Origin of the sequence: Actinomadura sp. HBU206391, assembly GCF_014323665.1 — a bacterium.
In the GTDB taxonomy this organism is placed as follows: Bacteria; Actinomycetota; Actinomycetes; order Streptosporangiales; family Streptosporangiaceae; genus Actinomadura_C.
Genome location: NZ_JABVEB010000001.1, coordinates 19,592 through 36,703 on the forward strand (window position 1 = coordinate 19,592; position 17,112 = coordinate 36,703).

At 68.1% G+C, this 17,112-nt stretch carries 16 protein-coding genes and 1 tRNA gene; 8 read left to right on the plus strand and 9 right to left on the minus strand.

Annotated features, from left to right (window positions below; translation table 11 throughout):
• Positions 1 to 74 precede the first annotated feature (74 nt).
• Complete coding sequence (locus tag HKK72_RS00105; protein ID WP_222720158.1) at positions 75 to 1,052, minus strand: SPFH domain-containing protein; 978 nt, start codon at positions 1,050 to 1,052, stop codon at positions 75 to 77.
• Positions 1,053 to 1,267: 215 nt separating this feature from the next.
• On the opposite strand from HKK72_RS00105, the gene HKK72_RS00110 reads away from it, so the two are divergent.
• Positions 1,268 to 2,263, plus strand: coding sequence for an ArsA-related P-loop ATPase (locus tag HKK72_RS00110; protein ID WP_187232110.1), 996 nt, complete (start codon positions 1,268 to 1,270; stop codon positions 2,261 to 2,263).
• Positions 2,264 to 2,297: 34 nt separating this feature from the next.
• The gene (locus HKK72_RS00115) at positions 2,298 to 3,452 is read left to right on the plus strand and encodes an ArsA family ATPase (RefSeq protein WP_187232111.1); all 1,155 of its coding nucleotides are present in this window, start codon (positions 2,298 to 2,300) and stop codon (positions 3,450 to 3,452) included.
• 91 nt (positions 3,453 to 3,543) lie between these two features.
• Here the strand turns inward: HKK72_RS00115 and HKK72_RS00120 are convergent, their stop codons facing one another.
• Complete coding sequence (locus HKK72_RS00120; protein WP_187232112.1) at positions 3,544 to 3,852, minus strand: WhiB family transcriptional regulator; 309 nt, start codon at positions 3,850 to 3,852, stop codon at positions 3,544 to 3,546.
• Between the two features lie 244 nt (positions 3,853 to 4,096).
• On the opposite strand from HKK72_RS00120, the gene HKK72_RS00125 reads away from it, so the two are divergent.
• Positions 4,097 to 6,421 carry a penicillin-binding protein gene (locus HKK72_RS00125; protein ID WP_187232113.1) on the plus strand — a complete coding sequence of 775 codons (2,325 nt, stop codon included), beginning with the start codon at positions 4,097 to 4,099 and terminating at the stop codon, positions 6,419 to 6,421.
• A gap of 162 nt (positions 6,422 to 6,583) precedes the next feature.
• Here HKK72_RS00125 and HKK72_RS00130 read toward each other — a convergent pair whose 3' ends face one another.
• The gene (locus HKK72_RS00130) at positions 6,584 to 7,039 is read right to left on the minus strand and encodes a GatB/YqeY domain-containing protein (RefSeq protein WP_187232114.1); all 456 of its coding nucleotides are present in this window, start codon (positions 7,037 to 7,039) and stop codon (positions 6,584 to 6,586) included.
• A 212-nt stretch (positions 7,040 to 7,251) separates the two neighbouring features.
• On the opposite strand from HKK72_RS00130, the gene HKK72_RS00135 reads away from it, so the two are divergent.
• The 3 genes from HKK72_RS00135 (at position 7,252) to HKK72_RS00145 (ending at position 11,008) form a co-directional block, all read left to right on the plus strand.
• Positions 7,252 to 8,169 carry a metallophosphoesterase gene (locus HKK72_RS00135; RefSeq protein ID WP_187232115.1) on the plus strand — a complete coding sequence of 306 codons (918 nt, stop codon included), beginning with the start codon at positions 7,252 to 7,254 and terminating at the stop codon, positions 8,167 to 8,169.
• A gap of 63 nt (positions 8,170 to 8,232) precedes the next feature.
• Entirely contained in the window at positions 8,233 to 10,782 is a 2,550-nt protein-coding gene (gene pepN / locus HKK72_RS00140) for an aminopeptidase N (protein ID WP_187232116.1), read from the plus strand.
• 152 nt (positions 10,783 to 10,934) lie between these two features.
• Positions 10,935 to 11,008, plus strand: a tRNA-Pro gene (locus HKK72_RS00145).
• Positions 11,009 to 11,102: 94 nt separating this feature from the next.
• Here the strand turns inward: HKK72_RS00145 and xerC are convergent.
• From xerC to HKK72_RS00175, 6 genes are all read right to left on the minus strand, one after another.
• On the minus strand, positions 11,103 to 12,278 hold the full coding sequence (xerC, locus tag HKK72_RS41940; protein ID WP_187232117.1) for a tyrosine recombinase XerC: 1,176 nt from the start codon (positions 12,276 to 12,278) through the stop codon (positions 11,103 to 11,105).
• Positions 12,279 to 12,351: 73 nt separating this feature from the next.
• Positions 12,352 to 12,537: a helix-turn-helix domain-containing protein gene (locus HKK72_RS41945; protein ID WP_222720159.1), complete on the minus strand. Its 186-nt coding sequence runs from the start codon at positions 12,535 to 12,537 to the stop codon at positions 12,352 to 12,354.
• A gap of 154 nt (positions 12,538 to 12,691) precedes the next feature.
• The gene (locus HKK72_RS00160) at positions 12,692 to 14,500 is read right to left on the minus strand and encodes an FtsK/SpoIIIE domain-containing protein (RefSeq protein WP_187232119.1); all 1,809 of its coding nucleotides are present in this window, start codon (positions 14,498 to 14,500) and stop codon (positions 12,692 to 12,694) included.
• Positions 14,497 to 14,826, minus strand: a complete 330-nt coding sequence (locus HKK72_RS00165) for a hypothetical protein (RefSeq protein ID WP_187232120.1) — start codon at positions 14,824 to 14,826, stop codon at positions 14,497 to 14,499. Before HKK72_RS00165 ends, HKK72_RS00160 begins: the two co-directional genes overlap by 4 nt.
• Positions 14,827 to 14,850: 24 nt before the next feature.
• On the minus strand, positions 14,851 to 15,060 hold the full coding sequence (locus tag HKK72_RS00170) for a hypothetical protein (RefSeq protein ID WP_222720160.1): 210 nt from the start codon (positions 15,058 to 15,060) through the stop codon (positions 14,851 to 14,853).
• A gap of 237 nt (positions 15,061 to 15,297) precedes the next feature.
• Positions 15,298 to 15,492 (minus strand): hypothetical protein, encoded by a 195-nt coding sequence (locus tag HKK72_RS00175; protein ID WP_187232121.1) that lies wholly within the window; start codon positions 15,490 to 15,492, stop codon positions 15,298 to 15,300.
• Positions 15,493 to 15,676: 184 nt separating this feature from the next.
• On the opposite strand from HKK72_RS00175, the gene HKK72_RS00180 reads away from it, so the two are divergent.
• Positions 15,677 to 16,420, plus strand: a complete 744-nt coding sequence (locus HKK72_RS00180) for a helix-turn-helix domain-containing protein (protein ID WP_187232122.1) — start codon at positions 15,677 to 15,679, stop codon at positions 16,418 to 16,420.
• Positions 16,421 to 16,424: 4 nt separating this feature from the next.
• Positions 16,425 to 16,901: an NUDIX hydrolase gene (locus tag HKK72_RS00185; RefSeq protein ID WP_187232123.1), complete on the plus strand. Its 477-nt coding sequence runs from the start codon at positions 16,425 to 16,427 to the stop codon at positions 16,899 to 16,901.
• Positions 16,902 to 17,112: the final 211 nt, after the last annotated feature.

Sequence of the window (17,112 nt, forward strand, 5' to 3'; positions counted from 1 at the left end):
CCCGCGTGCGCGAGGCGAGCGGAACCCGGCGATCGTCGAGACGGCCGGCAGAATGAGACTCTCGTCGGGGCCGGCTACCGAGGCGGCTGCGGCGGCTGGATGCCGGGCTGGGGCGGAGCCTTCCGCAAACCCTCCGGCTCGCCCCTGGCGGGCGCCGCGATGGGGGCGTCTTGAGCGGCCTCGACGGCGGCGATCTCGTCGTTCGACGCCACCGGCGGCACGTCGTCGGCGGACTCCAGCGGCGGCGGCTCCTCGATCGGCTGCTCCTCCGCCGGAACGCTCCCCGGACCGCCGGCCATCTTGTCGAAGAACCGCAGCATCTCCACCGGCAGTGGCATGACCAGCGTGCTGTTCTTCTCCGCGGCGACCTCGGTGACGGTCTGCAGCAGGCGCAACTGGAGGGAGGCCGGGTCCTTGGACAGCTCGTGGGCCGCCGCCGCCAGCCGCTTGGACGCCTGGTACTCACCGTCGGCGGTGATGATGCGGGCGCGGCGCTCCCGCTCCGCCTCGGCCTGCCTGGCCATCGAGCGCTTCATCCCCTCAGGCAGCGAGACGTCCTTGATCTCGACCCGCTCGATGCGGATGCCCCACGGGTTCTCGGTCATCTCGTCGATGATCCCGGCGAGCTCCCGGTTGATCGTTTCCCGCTCGGACAGCAGCTGCTGCATGTCCGCTTTACCGATCACCGACCGGAGCGAGGTCTGGGCGACCTGCGAGATGGCCCACCCGTAGTTCTGGATGTTCACGATCGCCTTCACCGGATCGATGATCCGGAAGTACACGACCGCGTCGACGCGCACGCTGACGTTGTCCTGGGTGATGCCGTCCTGGGCCGGTACGCCCATCGCGACCGTCTGCATGTTGACCTTCTGCATCCGGTCCACGATCGGCACGATGGCGGTGAGCCCCGGGCCACGTACGGCGGTGAGCTGCACCTGTCCGAATCGAAACACAATGCCCTGTTCGAACTGCTGCACTACCTTGATCGACGCGACCAGGAAAAAGAGGAGCACGAAACCTAGTAGACCGAGGAGGAGGATTGCCGCTTCCATAGCGGGCACCTTTCTCACGTGCGAGTGAGTCGTTGGTCCGACGAGCCGGAGGCTTCGCCGGTTTCATCCCAATACTGAGCCTAACCACGTTGACGGCACCGGCGCTCTCACAGTGTGTCAGGCGACCCTCCCGTAGCGTGGGAGAGATCACTTCTGCACCTCGGGGAGCGCCGTAAGTCCTTGCTGAGCGAACGATTAATGTGGATCGGGTGAGCGTGAGCGCTAAAGACACCGACTGGGACGGCGTGCGGCTGCACGTGGTCACAGGCAAGGGCGGCACCGGCAAGACCACGGTGGCCGCCGCGCTCGCGCTGGCGCTCGCCGCCGGTGGGCGCAAGGTCCTGCTCGTCGAGGTCGAGGGCCGCCAGGGCATCGCGCAGCTCTTCGACTGCCCGCCGTTGCCGTACGAGGAGCGGAAGGTCGCGGTCGCGCCGGAGGGCGGGGACGTCTACGCCCTGGCGATCGACACCGAAGAGGCCCTCCTCGAATACCTCGAGATGTTCTACAACCTGCGACGCGCGGGTAAGGCGCTGACCAGGTTCGGCGTGATCGACTTCGTCACCACGATCGCGCCGGGGCTGCGCGATGTGATCCTCACCGGCAAGACGGGCGAGGCCGTTCGCCGCAAGCACAAGAACGGGTCACCGGTCTACGACGCGGTGGTCATGGACGCCCCGCCGACCGGGCGCATCACCCGATTCCTCAACGTCAACACCGAGGTCTCGGGGCTGGCGAAGGTCGGCCCGATCCGCAACCACGCCGACACCGTGATGAAGGTGATCCGGAGCCCCGAGACGGCGGTGCACTTCGTGACACTGCTGGAGGAGATGCCGGTGCAGGAGACCCTGGACGGCATCGCCCACCTGCAGGAGGCGGGCCTTCCGGTAGGCGGCGTCTTCGTCAACATGGAACGGCCCCCGGCGCTGCCCGAGTCCTACCTGGCCGCTGCGGGCCAGGGCGCCCTGGATCTCGACGAGATCACCGTGGGCGTCAAGGCGGCGGGGCTGGAGAACCACGCGGCCGAGATCGCCGAGGCGCTCGCCGCGGAGGCCACCGACCACGCCCAGCGCGCCGAGCTGCAGGAGCGCGAGAAGGAACGGCTGAACAGCGTGCACCAGCCTCGGTACGAGCTTCCACTGCTTGCCGACGGCATGGACCTGGCGGGTCTGTACGACCTGGCCGAGACGCTGCGCGACCAGGGGGCAGCATGACCGTCGCACCCGACCCGACCAGGAGCGTGGCCCCATGAGCAAGACGCCGCCCGTGCTCGACGTCGACGCGCTGATCGACGACCCGCGTACCCGGATCATCGTCTGCTGCGGCTCGGGCGGGGTCGGCAAGACCACGACGGCCGCCGCCGTGGGTCTGCGGGCCGCCGAGCGGGGCCGCGACGTGGTGGTGCTGACCGTCGACCCGGCGCGCCGGCTGGCGCAGTCGATGGGGCTCAGCGAGCTCGACAACAGCCCGCGGCGCATCGAGGGCATCGGTGACGAGGGCGGCGGCGAACTGCACGCCATGATGCTCGACATGAAGCGGACCTTCGACGAGATCGTCGAGGCGCACTCGGACCCGGACCGGGCCAAGCAGATCCTGGCCAACCCGTTCTACCAGTCGCTGTCGTCGAGCTTCTCCGGCACGCAGGAGTACATGGCGATGGAGAAGCTGGGCCAGTTGCACCGCTCGGGCTCGTGGGACCTCATCGTGGTCGACACCCCGCCGTCGCGGTCGGCGCTGGACTTCCTCGACGCCCCCGAGCGGATGGGACGCTTCCTGGACGGCAGGCTGATCAGGCTCCTGCTGGCCCCGGCGAAGGCCGGCGGGCGGTTCGGCGTCAAGGTGCTGTCGGCCGGGTTCGGCATGTTCACCGGCGTCATCACCAAGATTCTCGGCGGTCATCTGCTGCGCGACGTGCAGACGTTCGTCGCCGCCTTCGACACCATGTTCGGCGGGTTCCGCGAGCGCGCCGAGAAGACCTACCAGTTGCTGCAGACGCCGGGAACCGCGTTCCTGGTCGTCGCCGCGCCGGAGCCGGACGCGCTGCGCGAGGCGTCCTACTTCGTGGAGCGGCTGGCGACGGAGCGGATGCCGCTCGCCGGGCTGGTCGTCAACCGCGTGCACCGGTCCGGAATGGCGACACTCTCGGCGGCACGAAGCCTGGCCGCCGCCGAGACACTGAGCGAACGCGGCGACCATCCGCTGGCCGCCTCACTGCTCCGGTTGCATGCCGACCACATGCAGGTGACCACCCGGGAGGACCGGCTACGCGAGCACTTCAGCTCCGCCCACCCCAATGTGCCGGTAGCGACGGTGCCCGCTCAGGCCGAGGACGTGCACGACCTCGAAGGTCTGCGTCGTGTCGGCATGGACCTGTCGGAGAACAAGGCGACCCGAGCCGCCTGACGCCATGGTCGTGTAGTTCCCCCACACGTGCTCGACGTGTTCAACGTCAACGGGGGCTCACTACCCGACCACGACCGTGCCGACCCTGAGGTCAGCTGGCGACGAGCTCGTCCTCGTCGTCGGTGGACCGCTCGTACTCTTCCTTGGCGGTCTCGAGCAGCTCTCGCCACGAGGTCACATCCGGCCGCCGCCGCATCAGGGCCCGACGTTCACGCTCGGTCATCCCGCCCCAGACCCCGAACTCGATCCGGTTGTCGAGGGCGTCGGCGAGGCACTCCGTGCGTACCGGGCAGCCCCGGCAGATGAGCTTGGCGCGGTTCTGGGCCGCACCCTGCACGAACAAGGCATCTGGGTCCGCGTTACGGCAGGCGGCGCGGGCAGTCCAATCAGTGATCCACATCTTGGCCCCACTCCCCTAGGGTCTGTGTCGATTGCGCTCCTCGGCCGGACGGGCGCGGACGTCAGGCCGCCATACGAAAGCCGTGGGGAAGAACTTACGGAAGCGAGAGACGTTTCAACAGTCCCCGATGGGCCCATTCTCGATATAGCCCGCCTGGGCCACGGACTAGTCACCCTCGCGCCTACGAGCACCGGGACATGCGACATGTCCCGTTTGACTAGCTCGTCCCGGGTAACGTAGACCCGTGCGCGTTGCAGATGAGGGTACGGAGAACATCGTCGTCAAGCTTTTCCGACTGATCGGGGCCGCCGTCGTCGCGGGTGTCCTGGTCGCCCTCATCGCGCTGCCCGTGGTGGGCAGCACCGGTGTGTCGGCCCGGAACGCCTCCGACAGTTTCCAGAACATGCCGTCCGACCTGAAGACGACCCCGCCGCCCGAGAAGACCGTGTTGTACGACACGTCGGGCAAGCCCATCGCCACCTTCTTCGACAAGTACCGCGAGTCGGTGCGGCTCGAGCAGGTCAACCCGATCATGAAGAAGGCCATCGTCGCCATCGAGGACTCGCGCTTCTACGAGCACGGCGCGCTGGACCCGAAGGGCGCCATCCGTGCGCTGGCGACGAACGTCGAGGCGGGTGAGACCGCGCAGGGCGGCTCGACGCTCACGCAGCAGTACGTCAAGAACCTGCTCGTCGAGAACGCCAAGACCGACGAGGAGTACCGCGCGGTCACGGCGCCGACCGCGGGCCGCAAGTTGCGCGAGCTCCGCTACGCCATCGACATCGAGCACAAGATGTCGAAGGACCAGATCCTCGAGGGCTATCTCAACATCGCCTACTTCGGCGGCGGCGCCTACGGTGTGCAGGCCGCGGCCAAGCGGTACTTCAGCAAGCCCGCGTCCAAGCTCAATCTGGAGCAGGCCGCGCTACTCGCCGGCATCACCAAGAACCCGTCGGCCTTCGACCCGACGCGCAACCCCAAGGACGCGCGGAACCGCCGCGACACCGTCATCAACCGGATGGCGGAACTGAAGATCGTCACCAGGGCCGAGGCCGACGCGGCTGCGAAGAAGCCGATCAAGCTGAACGAGACCAAGCCCGAGGGCGGCTGCGAGACGGGCACCGCGCCGTTCTTCTGCGAGTACGTACGGCACGAGATGGTCGACATCCTGGCCAAGGGCAAGAAGGACGACAAGTCCATCGAGAACGCCAAGCGCCAGCTGCAGCGCGGTGGCTTCACCATCCGCACCACCCTGGACCCCCAGGCGCAGAAGGCGGCTCAGAACGGCATTCTCAGCCGCGTGGGCGTGAAGAACGACCGGTCCGCCGCCCAGACGATGGTCGAGCCGGGCACCGGCAAGATCAGGGCGATGGCGGTCAACCGCAAGTTCGGCACGAAACGTAAGAAGGGTGAGACCGTCCTCAACCTCGCCGCCGACGTGGCGCACGGCGGCGGCTACGGCTACACGGCGGGATCGACGTTCAAGATCTTCACGCTGGCCGCGGCGCTCGACAAGGGCATCCCGATCCGTACGAGCATCAACTCGCCGCAGACCATCACCATCAGCGGCTTCAAGGGCTGCAAGGGCGAGGGCTTCGAGCCGTGGCGGGTCAGCAACGCGGGTGACAGTGAGGCCGGCAACTTCAACCTGCGCAACGGCACCTGGCACTCCGTCAACACGTTCTACGCCGAGCTCGAGAAGCGGGTCGGCCTGTGCGAATCGGTCAAGATGGCCGAGCGGTTCGGGTTGCGGCAGGTCACCGGCAAACCCCTGAAGCAGATCCCGTCGCAGGTCCTCGGCGCCAACGAGGTCGACGTCACCAGCCTGGCCGCCGCCTACGCCGGGTTCGCCGCCCGCGGCAAGTACTGCCCGCCGGTCGCCATCACCGAGGTCACCGACCCCGACGGCAGGGCGTTGAAGCTGCCCAAGACCCAGTGCAAGCAGGCCGTCGACGAGGACGTCGCCGACCAGGTCAACGACATCCTCCGCGGTGTTCTGACCAAGGGCACCGCCGCCGGCATCGGGAACGTCGGCCGCCCGGCCGCCGGCAAGACCGGTACCTGTGAGGAGTTCACCTGCGCGCTCTTCGCCGGCTACACGCCGGACCTGGCCTCGGCGGTCTGGTACGGCGACGCCGACTACCCGTGGAAGAACCGGGTTTACGGGATCTACGGCGCCACGATCCCCGGACCGATCTGGGCACAGAGCATGCGCGAGGCGCTCAAGGGCAAGCCGGTCAGGTCGTTCAGCGAGCCGAGCAACAGGTTCGGCGACGTGGAGGAGATCAGCGTCCCCGATGTACAGGGCATGTCCGTCCGGATCGCCAGGTCCACGCTCGAGGGGGCCGGCTTCGACGTCAGCGTCTCGACGAGGCCGGTGCGCTCCAACGAGGCGCGCGGCACGGTGGCACGCACCTCACCCGCGGGCGGCACGCAGCTCGAAGAGGGCTCCAACGTGACCATCTTCGTCAGTGACGGCACCGGAAATCGCCAGGACCTCGGCAACGGTAACGGGAACAGCGGCCGGAACGGGAACGGGAACGGTTTCGAGTGGCCCTTCGGCGACTGAGCGTTCGACTCGGCGAGCAGGGGGCACGGCGGCCGCTGAGCGAAGCGGCCTCGTGCCTCACCTGCTCACTGAGGTGCCGGCCGGCCTGATCGCTCGGCCTGCGTGATCACCGTGCTCGGCCGATCACGCAGAGCCAGAGCAGGAAGCCACGCGGTCAGGAGCTCACGCGGTCAGGCGGCGCTTGACCTCGGCGGCGACCCGGCCGCCCTCGGCCCGGCCGGCGACCTTCGGGTTGAGAACCTTCATGACCTGGCCGATCGCACGCGGGCCCTCGGCGCCGGTCTCGGCGATCGCGGCGACGACCAGCTCGGCCAGCTCCTCGTCGGACAGCTGCGCGGGGAGGTACTCCTCGAGCACGGTGCCCTCGGCCCGCTCGGCCGCCGCCTGCTCGTCCCTGCCGGCCTGGGCGAAGGCCTCGGCGGCCTCCCGCCGCTTCTTCGCCTCGCGGGTGAGCACCTTGACGATGTCCTCGTCACTGAGCTCACGCGAGCGCTTTCCGGCCACCTCCTCGTTGGTGACCGCCGTGAGGGACATGCGCAGCGTACGGGTCCGCAACTCGTCGCGCGCCTTCATCGCGGCCGACAGGTCGGACCGCAGCTTCTCCTTGAGGGCACTCATGGTGACCATGATGCCCTGGTGACCGTACGGTTCCACCTGCTTTTCCGCCGCCACCGCCGCAGGCGCACCACCACGGCGCTCCGCCGGACGGTCTGGGACTCGGTCAGGATGATCCGAGGCTCGGTCAGCGATGATCCGAGGCTTGGGCGGGATGATCTGGATGATCCCGTACGTTCTGCCCATTCACCCGTGGGGTCTGGCAGCATGGGACGGTGCGAAAGCTCTACGCCCTTCCCCTCGGTCTGATCGGCACCGGTGTCGCAGGCATCGGCTATGCCTCCGTGATCGAGCGGAACTGGTTCGCCCTGCGCCGGTTCGACGTTCCGGTGCTGCCGGCAGGACGACGGCCCATCAAGATCCTGCACGTCTCCGACGCGCACCTCACTCCGGGGCGCAGCCGTCTGATCAGCTGGGTCCGTTCCCTCGACGCGCTCGAACCCGATCTCGTCGTGAACACGGGTGACTCGATCTCGCACGCGGACGCCGTACCGGCGTTCCTGGACGCGCTCGGACCGCTGCTCGACCGGCCCGGCGTGTTCGTCTACGGCTCCAACGACCTCTACGCGCCGGTCTTCAAGAACCCGGCGCGCTACCTGTGGCGTACGAGCAAGTCGGACTACAAGAAGCGGCGCGAGCCGGATCTGCCCTACCGCGAGCTGGGCGCCTCTCTCGCGGCGGCCGGATGGCTCGACCTGAACAACCGCATCGGCCGGCTGAAGGTCGGCGAGCTCGACGTCGAGTTCGGCGGGATCGACGACTCCCACATCGGCCGGGACAAATACGACAAGGTCGCAGGCCCGGTCGACCCGCAGGCCGACCTCAACATCGGCGTGATGCACTCGCCCGAACCCCGCAACCTCGACCGGTTCGCCGCCGACGGATACAAACTCCTGCTCGCCGGGCACACCCACGGCGGCCAGCTGTGCGTGCCGTTCTACGGTGCGCTCGTCACCAACTGCGGCATCGAGCCCGCCCGGGTCAAGGGCCTGCACCGCCACCCGGCGGCGGGCGGCCCGGACGCGGCGTGGCTGCACGTCTCGGCCGGCCTCGGCACGTCACCGACGGCGCCGGTCCGGTTCTGCTGCCGACCCGAGGCCACACTGCTCACCCTGGTGCCCCGGCCCGCCTGACCAGGCGCGAACGGCCGCCACCTGCCGCTCCATTCGACGCGAGGATCGGGCAGCATGCTGAGTATGCCGTCACTACGCCGCGAAGAGGCGCACCAGCGTGCCCACCTGCTCTACGTCGACTCGTACTCGGTGGACCTCGACCTCACGCGCGGCGAGGAGGTCTTCGGCTCCAGCACCGTGATCCGGTTCGGCTGCCGCGAACCCGGCGCGACGACGTTCATCGAGCTCAGGCCCGTCACCGTGCACCGCGCCGTGCTCAACGGCAGGCTCCTCGAACCGACCTCGCTGGCGGACGGGCGGCTGCCACTCCCGGATCTGGCCGCCGACAACGAGCTGCGAGTCGAGGCCGACATGCGCTACTCCCGTACCGGCGAGGGGATGCACCGCTTCGTCGACCCCGCCGACGACGAGGTCTATGTGCACGCCGACTGCGGGCCCGACCAGGCCTCCCACGTCTTCGCCTGCTTCGATCAGCCCGACCTCAAGGCGGTGCTGCAGGTCTCGGTCACCGCGCCGGCGCACTGGACGGTGCTCGCCAACGGCGCGGCCGAACATGGCGCGGACGGCCGCTGGCGATTCGTGCCCACGCGGCCGATCAGCACCTACCTCATGACTGTGGTCGGCGGCCCGATGCACTCCGTGCGTACGGAGCACGACGGCATTCCGCTCGGGCTGCACTGCCGGCGCTCGCTGGCGCCCTATCTGGACGCCGAAGCCGAGGAGATCCTCGACATCACGCGGCGCGGTCTCGACCGCTACCACGAGCTGTTCGACGAGCGGTATCCGTTCGGCAAGTACGACCAGGCGTTCGTGCCCGAGTCGAACTTCGGCGCCGTCGAGAACGTGGCCTGCGTCAACTTCCGCGACGAGTTCCTCTTCCGGTCGCCGGTCACCGACACCGACCGCGAGATCCGCGCCGTCGTCATCGCGCACGAGCTCGCGCACATGTGGTTCGGCGACCTGGTCACGATGCGGTGGTGGGACGACATCTGGCTGAGCGAGTCGTTCGCGGAGTACATGGGCCAGCGGGTGGCGACCGACTCCGGCCGGTTCGCCAGCGCGTGGGCCGGGTTCGCGGTCAACCGCAAGACGTGGGGCTACGACGCCGACCAGCGCCCGTCCACCCACCCCGTCGCCTCCGACGGCATCGACGACACCGCCGCGGCGCTGGCGTACTTCGACGGCATCTCCTACGCCAAGGGCGCCTCGGCGCTACGGCAACTGGTCGAGTGGGTGGGCGACGAGGCGTTCCTCGCCGGGGTCAACGACCTCTTCAGCCGTCACCGGTTCGGCAACGCCGACCTGGCGGATCTGCTGGCCGCCCTCGCCCGTACCGGCGGCCGCGATGTGCACGCCTGGGCGCAGCGCTGGCTCCGTACGAGCGGAATGGACACGCTCCGCACCTCCGTCGAGCAGCGGGACGGGACGCTGCTGTCCGCCGAGATCGTGCACACCGGACCGCCCGGCGATGACACCGGGCTGCGCCCGCACCGGATCCGGGTCGGGCTGTACGACCTGGCCGAAGGCGCGGGCGGCACGCGGCTGATGCTGCGCGAGACCGTCGACGCCGACCTGCCGCCGGAGCCGGGGCCGGACGGTTCCGCGCACACGCCGCTGCCGAGCCTCACCGGCGCTCGCGTTCCCGACCTGCTGCTGCCCAATGACGGCGACGTGACCTACGCCAAGATCCGGCTGGACGAGCGCTCGTGGCAGGCGGTGACCGTGGCACTGTCGACGATCGAGGACCAGGTCACCCGGGCGCTGCTCTGGACCACCGCCCGCGACATGGTCCGCGACGCGGAGCTGCCGCCCACCGACTTCCTCGCGCTCGCCCGCTCCCATCTGGTCACCGAGCCGGTGGGTCCCATCGTGGAGGCGGTGCTGTCCTTCGCGCGCCGGCAGATCGCCGACCGCCTCGTGCCCCTGTCCGGGCGCGAAGCGGCGCTTGCCACACTCGCCGCGATCTGCCGCAGGATCATGCGTCGCGCGGAGGGCGACCCCTCCCTTGCCGGAATGCGCCTGGCCGCCGTACGTTTCCTGATCACCTGCGCCACGACCGCGGACAATCTCGCCGAACTGCGGGAATGGCTGCGCGCGGGGCGGGTCCCCGGCGGCCCCGGCCTCTATCCCCAGCTGCGCTGGAGCGCCCTGTTCCAGTTGTTCGCCGCCGGCATGGCGGGCGAGGCGCAGCTCGCCGCGGAGCTGGTGCGCGATCCGAGCTCGGCCGGCCGGGAGGCCGCGGCCCGATGCCGTGCTGCCCTGCCCGACGCGGCCGCGAAGGAACGCGCCTGGCAGCGGCTGTTCACCGCGAACGGGCAGTCCAATCAACTGCTCGCCGCGACAGCCGACGGCTTCTGGGACCCCGGCCGGCCCGACGCGACCAGCCGCTACGTCGAGCGCTACTTCGCCGAGATCGCCGACGCCGGACCGCGCGGCGCCGTGGCGTCCCGAGTCCTCGCCGGTCAGCTGTTCCCGGCCCACGCGGTCAATGCCGAGACCGTACGGGCCGCCGAAAAGTGCCTCGATCACGACCTGACGGCTCCCCTGCGCCGCGCGCTGACCGATCAGCTGGACGACCTGCGCCGGGCTCTCCGAATCCGGGCCGCCGACTGATCCCGTCAAGGGTTTCCCGGTCGTCACCAGGCCGGAAACCCTTAACGATCATGGACTGATCCCCGATCTTTATTGGAGCGCGGGCACTCCCTGGGATCCGCTAGACTTGCGGAGGCGCCGGGAGGGTCGTACGCCTTCCAGCGCGCCACCACCGGGGTGTAGCGCAGCTTGGCAGCGCGCTTCGTTCGGGACGAAGAGGTCGTGGGTTCAAATCCCGCCACCCCGACAGGTTGAACAGCAGATGAGAGAGGGCTTCGGAGATCACTCCGAGGCCCTTTTTCGATCTTCGCGGTCGTCGGGAGCCAATCGGGGAGCCATCGTCACGCGGACTTGCTCGGACTGAAGATGCTGTTCATGGTCTCGGCTCCCTTGGTGATGACCGGCTTGAGCTGGTGCCGGTACACCTCCTCGGTCACCGCGGTGCTGGAATGTCCGACGAGATCCGCGATGGTCTCGATGGGCACGCCGTTGTCACTCATGATCGATACGAACGAGTGGCGGAGTTCGCGGGGAGTCCAGTTCTGCCCCAGGCCCGCCTTCTTGGTGATGGCCCGGAACGCACGCCGCACGTTCGCGGCGTCGAGTGGCGTGCCGGTCTGAGAGCAGAACACGAGGCCGTGGTCCTGCCATGCCTCGCCGGCCCTTAGCCGCTGTGCGGCCTCCCGCTTGTGGTGGTGTCGTAGAGCCTGGGTCGCCTCGTTGGGCAGTTCCAGGGTGCGGCGCGACTTGCGGGTCTTCGTGTCGCCGTGTGCTCGTACGGATCGCCAGACGTAGACGGCGAAGCGCTCATGGTCGAAGCCGGCTTGGATGACCGGCCGCCATCCATCCTCGTCGACCCAGGCGACGACATGTTCCCAGCGGAGTGCGCGTGCCTCCTCCGTTCGAACGCCCGTCATGAGACTGAGCACGACGTAGGCGTTCATCGAGGACGACTTGGCATTGGCGAGCACGGCCGTCGCCTGTTCCAGCGTCAGCGCCTTGCTGGGCCGTCCGACACGGCCCTTCGGGGTGGTGACCAACTCGGCCACGTTCCGAAGCACCTTGTCGCGGGCCTGTGCCTGCCGGATCGCCCGCTTGAGGATGGAGTGAACGCCTTGCAGACTTCGCGTCGACAGCTTGCCGGTGAGCCCGTCGAGCCACTCGTCCACGTGGTCGGCACGCAAGTCGTTGAGCTTGCCCGCGCCGATCAGCGGGATCACGTGCTTCTCGGCGAGGAGGCGCACCGTGGTGACCGTTGCCGGGTCGCGGCCCTTGAGCCCTTTCGATAGCCAGTCCTCGACCGCATTGCGGACCGTGTAGTTCGCGGGACTCTCGACACCGGACTCAAGGTCCTTGACGGCTTTGCTGAGCTTGTCCCTGACGTCGGTCTTGTTCTTCCCCTTCCTCTTGAGCCGCTTGCGCCTGCCGTCGGGTCCGAACCCGAGGGAGACGGCTCCGGTGTAGCCATCACCCTCGGGATAGATCGTCCCCTCGTACTTGCCGATGAGGATCTTCACTCGGCGGTACCTCCTCGGGGGGTTGAGGTGAGCCGTTCACCAGCCACGTTAACAGAGACGTCCCAAGACGTCCCTAGCGTTGTGGTGAGCAATTCTCGTCTTCGAGCGCGCCGATGAACTCGGTGAGGTGGTCGTCGGTGATGCGGCGGAGCTTGCCGATTTTGATGCTGCGGAGCTGGCCGGTGCGGAGCAGGAAGTAGACCTTGTCGCGTCCGATCTGGAGGATCTCGGCGACCTGTTCGACGGTGTATGCCTTCACGCTCACCTCCCTGGAGTCCCGAGCGTTCTCGGGTGCTGACTGGGCTCGTGGTGGTCCCCATTCGTGACGGTGAGTGGTTGTCTTCGTCTTCGTCTGCGGCTTGTCCATGCGCCTTACGTGCAGGCGCGCGCGTGGGGTCGTAGACGTAGACAAGTCACTGACGGTGATCGGTGGCTGCTCGCCAGCGGCCTCGGGTGACTTGAATGACGCGCCGGGCGTCGGCGAGTTCTCGAAGCCGTTGGTAGACCCACGGCCGGCTCATACCGGTAGCCGTGACGAGATGAGGTACGGGAACGCCTTCGTCCGGCGCGCGGGTCAGTACGGCCCAGAGAGCCATTTCGGGAGCCAGTGCAGGCTCGATGCTGTCCGGCATCTCTGCCTGTTCGTCCTCGACTCGCAGATGGACGCCCGCATGCGCCTCCTCGATCGCCGTACGCGAGATCCGGTCGAGGGATGGCCGGAGGGATGCGTGCTCGTTGACCGCCTGGGCAACGATCTCGTCGGTCAGCAGGTAGGCGCGGCCTCGTCGCGGGGTGTCGTGCTCGGGTGCGCTGATGAGGAACTTTCCCGGTGCATTGAGCGTGTGGGCGTGCCACCCGGCGGTGAGCATGCCTTGGCCCAGGATGAGATCGACGTCCTTGCGCTCGCGGACACGGAAGCTGACCCGTACGTCCATCTGCGAGCGGACCGCGCCCTTCCCCATGGCCTTCTGAGTGGGACGTTGCGTCGCAGCGACGAGGGTGACGGCGACGGCCCGACCGCGGCGGGCGATCGAGTCGGTAAGACCGGCGGTGTCCGGTGCGTCGTCGGCGAGTTCGGCGTACTCGTCGATGACGATGACCAGCGCGGGCATGTCCGGGGTCGGTTCCAACACGCGCCGCCCATGGCTGGCGAGCCACTCCGCACGGGCCTCCAGAACCGCGACGGCATCACGCAGCAGAGCGCGAGCCTGCTCCGGCGCGGTGGCGAGTCGGTCGATGCAGGGCGCCCAGGGTTGGAGTTCCATGCCGCGCTTGAGGTCGATGGCCCAGATGACCACGTCGCGGCATGCGGTGAGGTTGCCCATGAGGACGTTGATGCCGCCGCTCTTCCCGGAGCCGGCGATGCCGCCAATCAGCGCGTGACGGCGAAGCAGCAGGAAACGTGCTGCCGTGGCGTCCTCGAAGGGTCCAAGGTCGATCGGCTCGGTCACTGATGTGATGGACGGCCCTGGCCAGGAGATGGCGCTGGCGTGCGGATCGAGGTCGAGCACGCGGAGTTCGAATCGATTGGCGCGGTCGTCGTGCGTCGGGTGGACGCGTACGGCTCCGCGGAAGGTGCCGAGTGCCGATTCGATCGCAGGAATCTTCGTGGTCACGTCCTGGATGGTCTGGCCGCGAGCCAGCGCGAACCGGGCCCGCCATCCCCAGACGTCCACCATCGCGGACTGGACGCGCGAGCCGGCAAGGCCGACCGCCTGTGCGATCTCCGGCCAGGCGGACAACTGCCGGTCGACGCGGACCTTCGCGCGTCGTCGCCGGTGTGCCCACCACGGAACCGCGAGCACGAAGCCACCTGCGATGAGGACCTGTGGCAGCGGTGGGTGGGTACTGCCGAGGGCCGTGCCGACAGCGAACCATCCTCCCGCAGCCATGGTGACGGTCGCGGCGTAGAGCCGCTCGGCGCGCAGGGCCAGGCCCAGACCCGCACCGAAGATCGCCAGCGCCCAGGCTGCCAAGGTCGCGGTGACGAGGAGGTACGGCCACCAGTTCGGTCGCGCGTGATGGAGCGCCGTGGCGGTGACGACCAGAGTGAGTGTGAGGTAGAGGGGCGCGAGTTCGGATCGGTAGCGCCACAGTGTGCGGCCGATGACGACGGCGGCGAGGTCGGGAAGGCGGTCGTCGTTGTTGACGACGATGACCGGTTGGAGGCCGTTTCGGCGCATCTTGCGGGCGTGCCTGCGCATCTGGCGAGCTCTGCTCATGGGCGGCCTCGCAGGCCGTATCCCTGGATGGTGAGTTCGTCGCGCAGGTACGACAGCGGTTCGGGCTCTCCGTCACGGTGTGCCGCGAGAGTGGCGCGTGCAGCGGCGGCGAGGTTCGCGCGGTGCAGGCGCATGACCTGTAGTCGGGCGCGGAACCGGGTGACCTCGGTGGCGAGGAGCGGTGTATCGGCGAGCGCGTCGACGACGTGCTGCCAGGACGTTGATGGGTTCGTCGCTATGAGCTGGGCGACGGTGGTGCGGGCCTTGCGGTTGCGGGTGGCGACCTCCTGTAGGTCGATTCCGGGGCCGTCGGGAGTGTGGGGCACGGGCATCACCTCCGTGTTGAGTGGTCAGCGCGGGAGCGAGCCAGTGAGCCAGGCGATGATGCCGGCCACCAAGCGGTCGATCTCGGGCGCGGCGCTGGTGGCCGCGAGGAAGAAGCCGAACAGCAGGCACACGGCGGCGTGCCAGACGCGCAGGCCCATGTACCGCCAGGCCACGAATGTGACCGCGCCCAGCACCGCCACCAGCGGAACGGAGACCATCAAGGGAACTCTCACCTCCTCTCGATCAAGAGCCTCGACCCGGTACGAGCGTCGGATGAGAAGTCCGAGCTCGATCCGGCTGGGCTGACGCTCACCCGGGCGTCAGCAGACGTGATCAGAGGTCGCCGAAGCGGGACTTGCGACGCCACCAGCGGGACCGAGCACGGCACTTGCGGCATCGGCCGTTGCCGGCTTCGAGCGCCGCACCACACGGGCACGACCGTCCGGTGATACTCCGCGGAAGTCGCACCATCACCTCCGTGCCTCGTCGCGTACGAGGCCCGTGGCCAGCAGCCAGCGCGACACTGCACCGGTCCGGCTCTCAACCGCACCAGTCCGGATCATCCGCCGCTCCTGGGCGTGGATCCCGACCACCACGAGCGTGAAGGCACCCACAGCAGCACCGGCGAGAAAGACGGCGGTGAGCGTGATCAAAAGCAGAGTCATTGCGATCACTCCTCTCGTAAGGGCCAGAACCGCGACCGTGGATCTGGTTCCGGCGGGGGTGTTGCCTTACGAGATCGAGAATCCGCCAAGAGGGCTGGACGGGATCAGTACATGACTGGACGTGTTCATGACGTCCTCAATAGGGTTGTGGCGTCCTGAGACGTCCTGCGATCCGGTCGGGTGTATGGCCAACGAACGCCTTCGAGCAGCCCTGCTAGAGCGGGGCATGACGATCGCTACGCTCGCCGAGGCCATTGGGGTCGATCAGAAGACCATCGAGCGCTGGATCACGCTCGGCCGCACCCCGTATCGGCGGCATCGGTACGCTGCGGCTTCGCATCTCGGACTCGACGAGACCTACCTGTGGCCCGATGCGCTTCCGCAGGAACAGGTCACCCACGCTTCGGGCAGCGAGCTCGTCACCATCTACCCGCACCGCTGGTCGGTGCCGCGGGACGCGTGGGGACGTCTGTTCGCCACGGCCCAACACGAGATCGGCGTGCTCGTCTACTCCGGCCTGTTCTTGGCCGAAGACGCCGGCGTACAACAGATCCTCGCCGACAAGGCCCGTGCCGGCGTACGCGTCCGCATCCTGCTCGGTGACCCGGACAGTGAGCAGGTCGCACAGCGAGGCGAGGACGAGGGTGTCGGCGACGCACAGGCCGCGAAGATCAAGAACGCACTCGTGCTGTATAAGCCGCTGCTCCGTGTGGAGAGCGTGGAGTTCCGCCTTCACGAGACGGTGTTGTACAACTCCATCTACCGCGCCGATGACCAGCTCCTCATCAACACGCACGTCTACGGGGTGACTGCGCCGCATGCTCCGGTGTGGCACCTGCGCAAGGTCGCCGGCGGGGACATCGTCAACACCTACCTCGACAGCTTCGATCGCGTCTGGGAAGGCGCCACACCACTACCGGGGGGCTGATGTCATGCGACGCAGGATCGACTACTACGACGACCCCAACGCCCCCCAGGCCAACAGCCTCGTCCCCTCCGTCAACGTCGTCGTCACCAACGACAACGGCGAGATCCTCCTGATCCGCCGCACCGACAACGACAACTGGGCCCTACCGGGCGGAGCCATCGACCTCGGCGAAAGCCTCACCCAAGCCGCGGTACGAGAGACCAAGGAAGAAACCGGCGTCGACTGCGAGATCACCGGCCTCGTCGGCATCTACACCGACCCCCAGCACGTCATTCACTACACGAGCAACGACGAGGTACGCCAGGAATTCTCCATCGTGCTAGCAGCTCGATCGATCGGCGGCGAGCCCACCACAAGTGATGAGTCGCGCGAGGTCACCTGGGTACCCACGGGGGAGGCTACGAACCGGCAGATGGACCGGTCGATGCGACTCAGACTCCTCCATTACTTGGAGGGCAGAAGTGAGCCCGTGATCGTCTAGGACTCCCCGTGTCCGGTCTCTTCGGGCACTGCGGATTAGCGGGCGCCGCCGCTGGGAAGCGGTCGACTGCTTGATCCCCGAGCGTCCGATCACGTGCTTCACACTGGGCTTGCCTGCAATGAACACCTTGCGCTCGCACAACGAGCCACCTCGCTCGTCATCCGCCTGGGCCGGGGCATGCGCGGAATAAGACCAGCTAATCTCTTGAGGC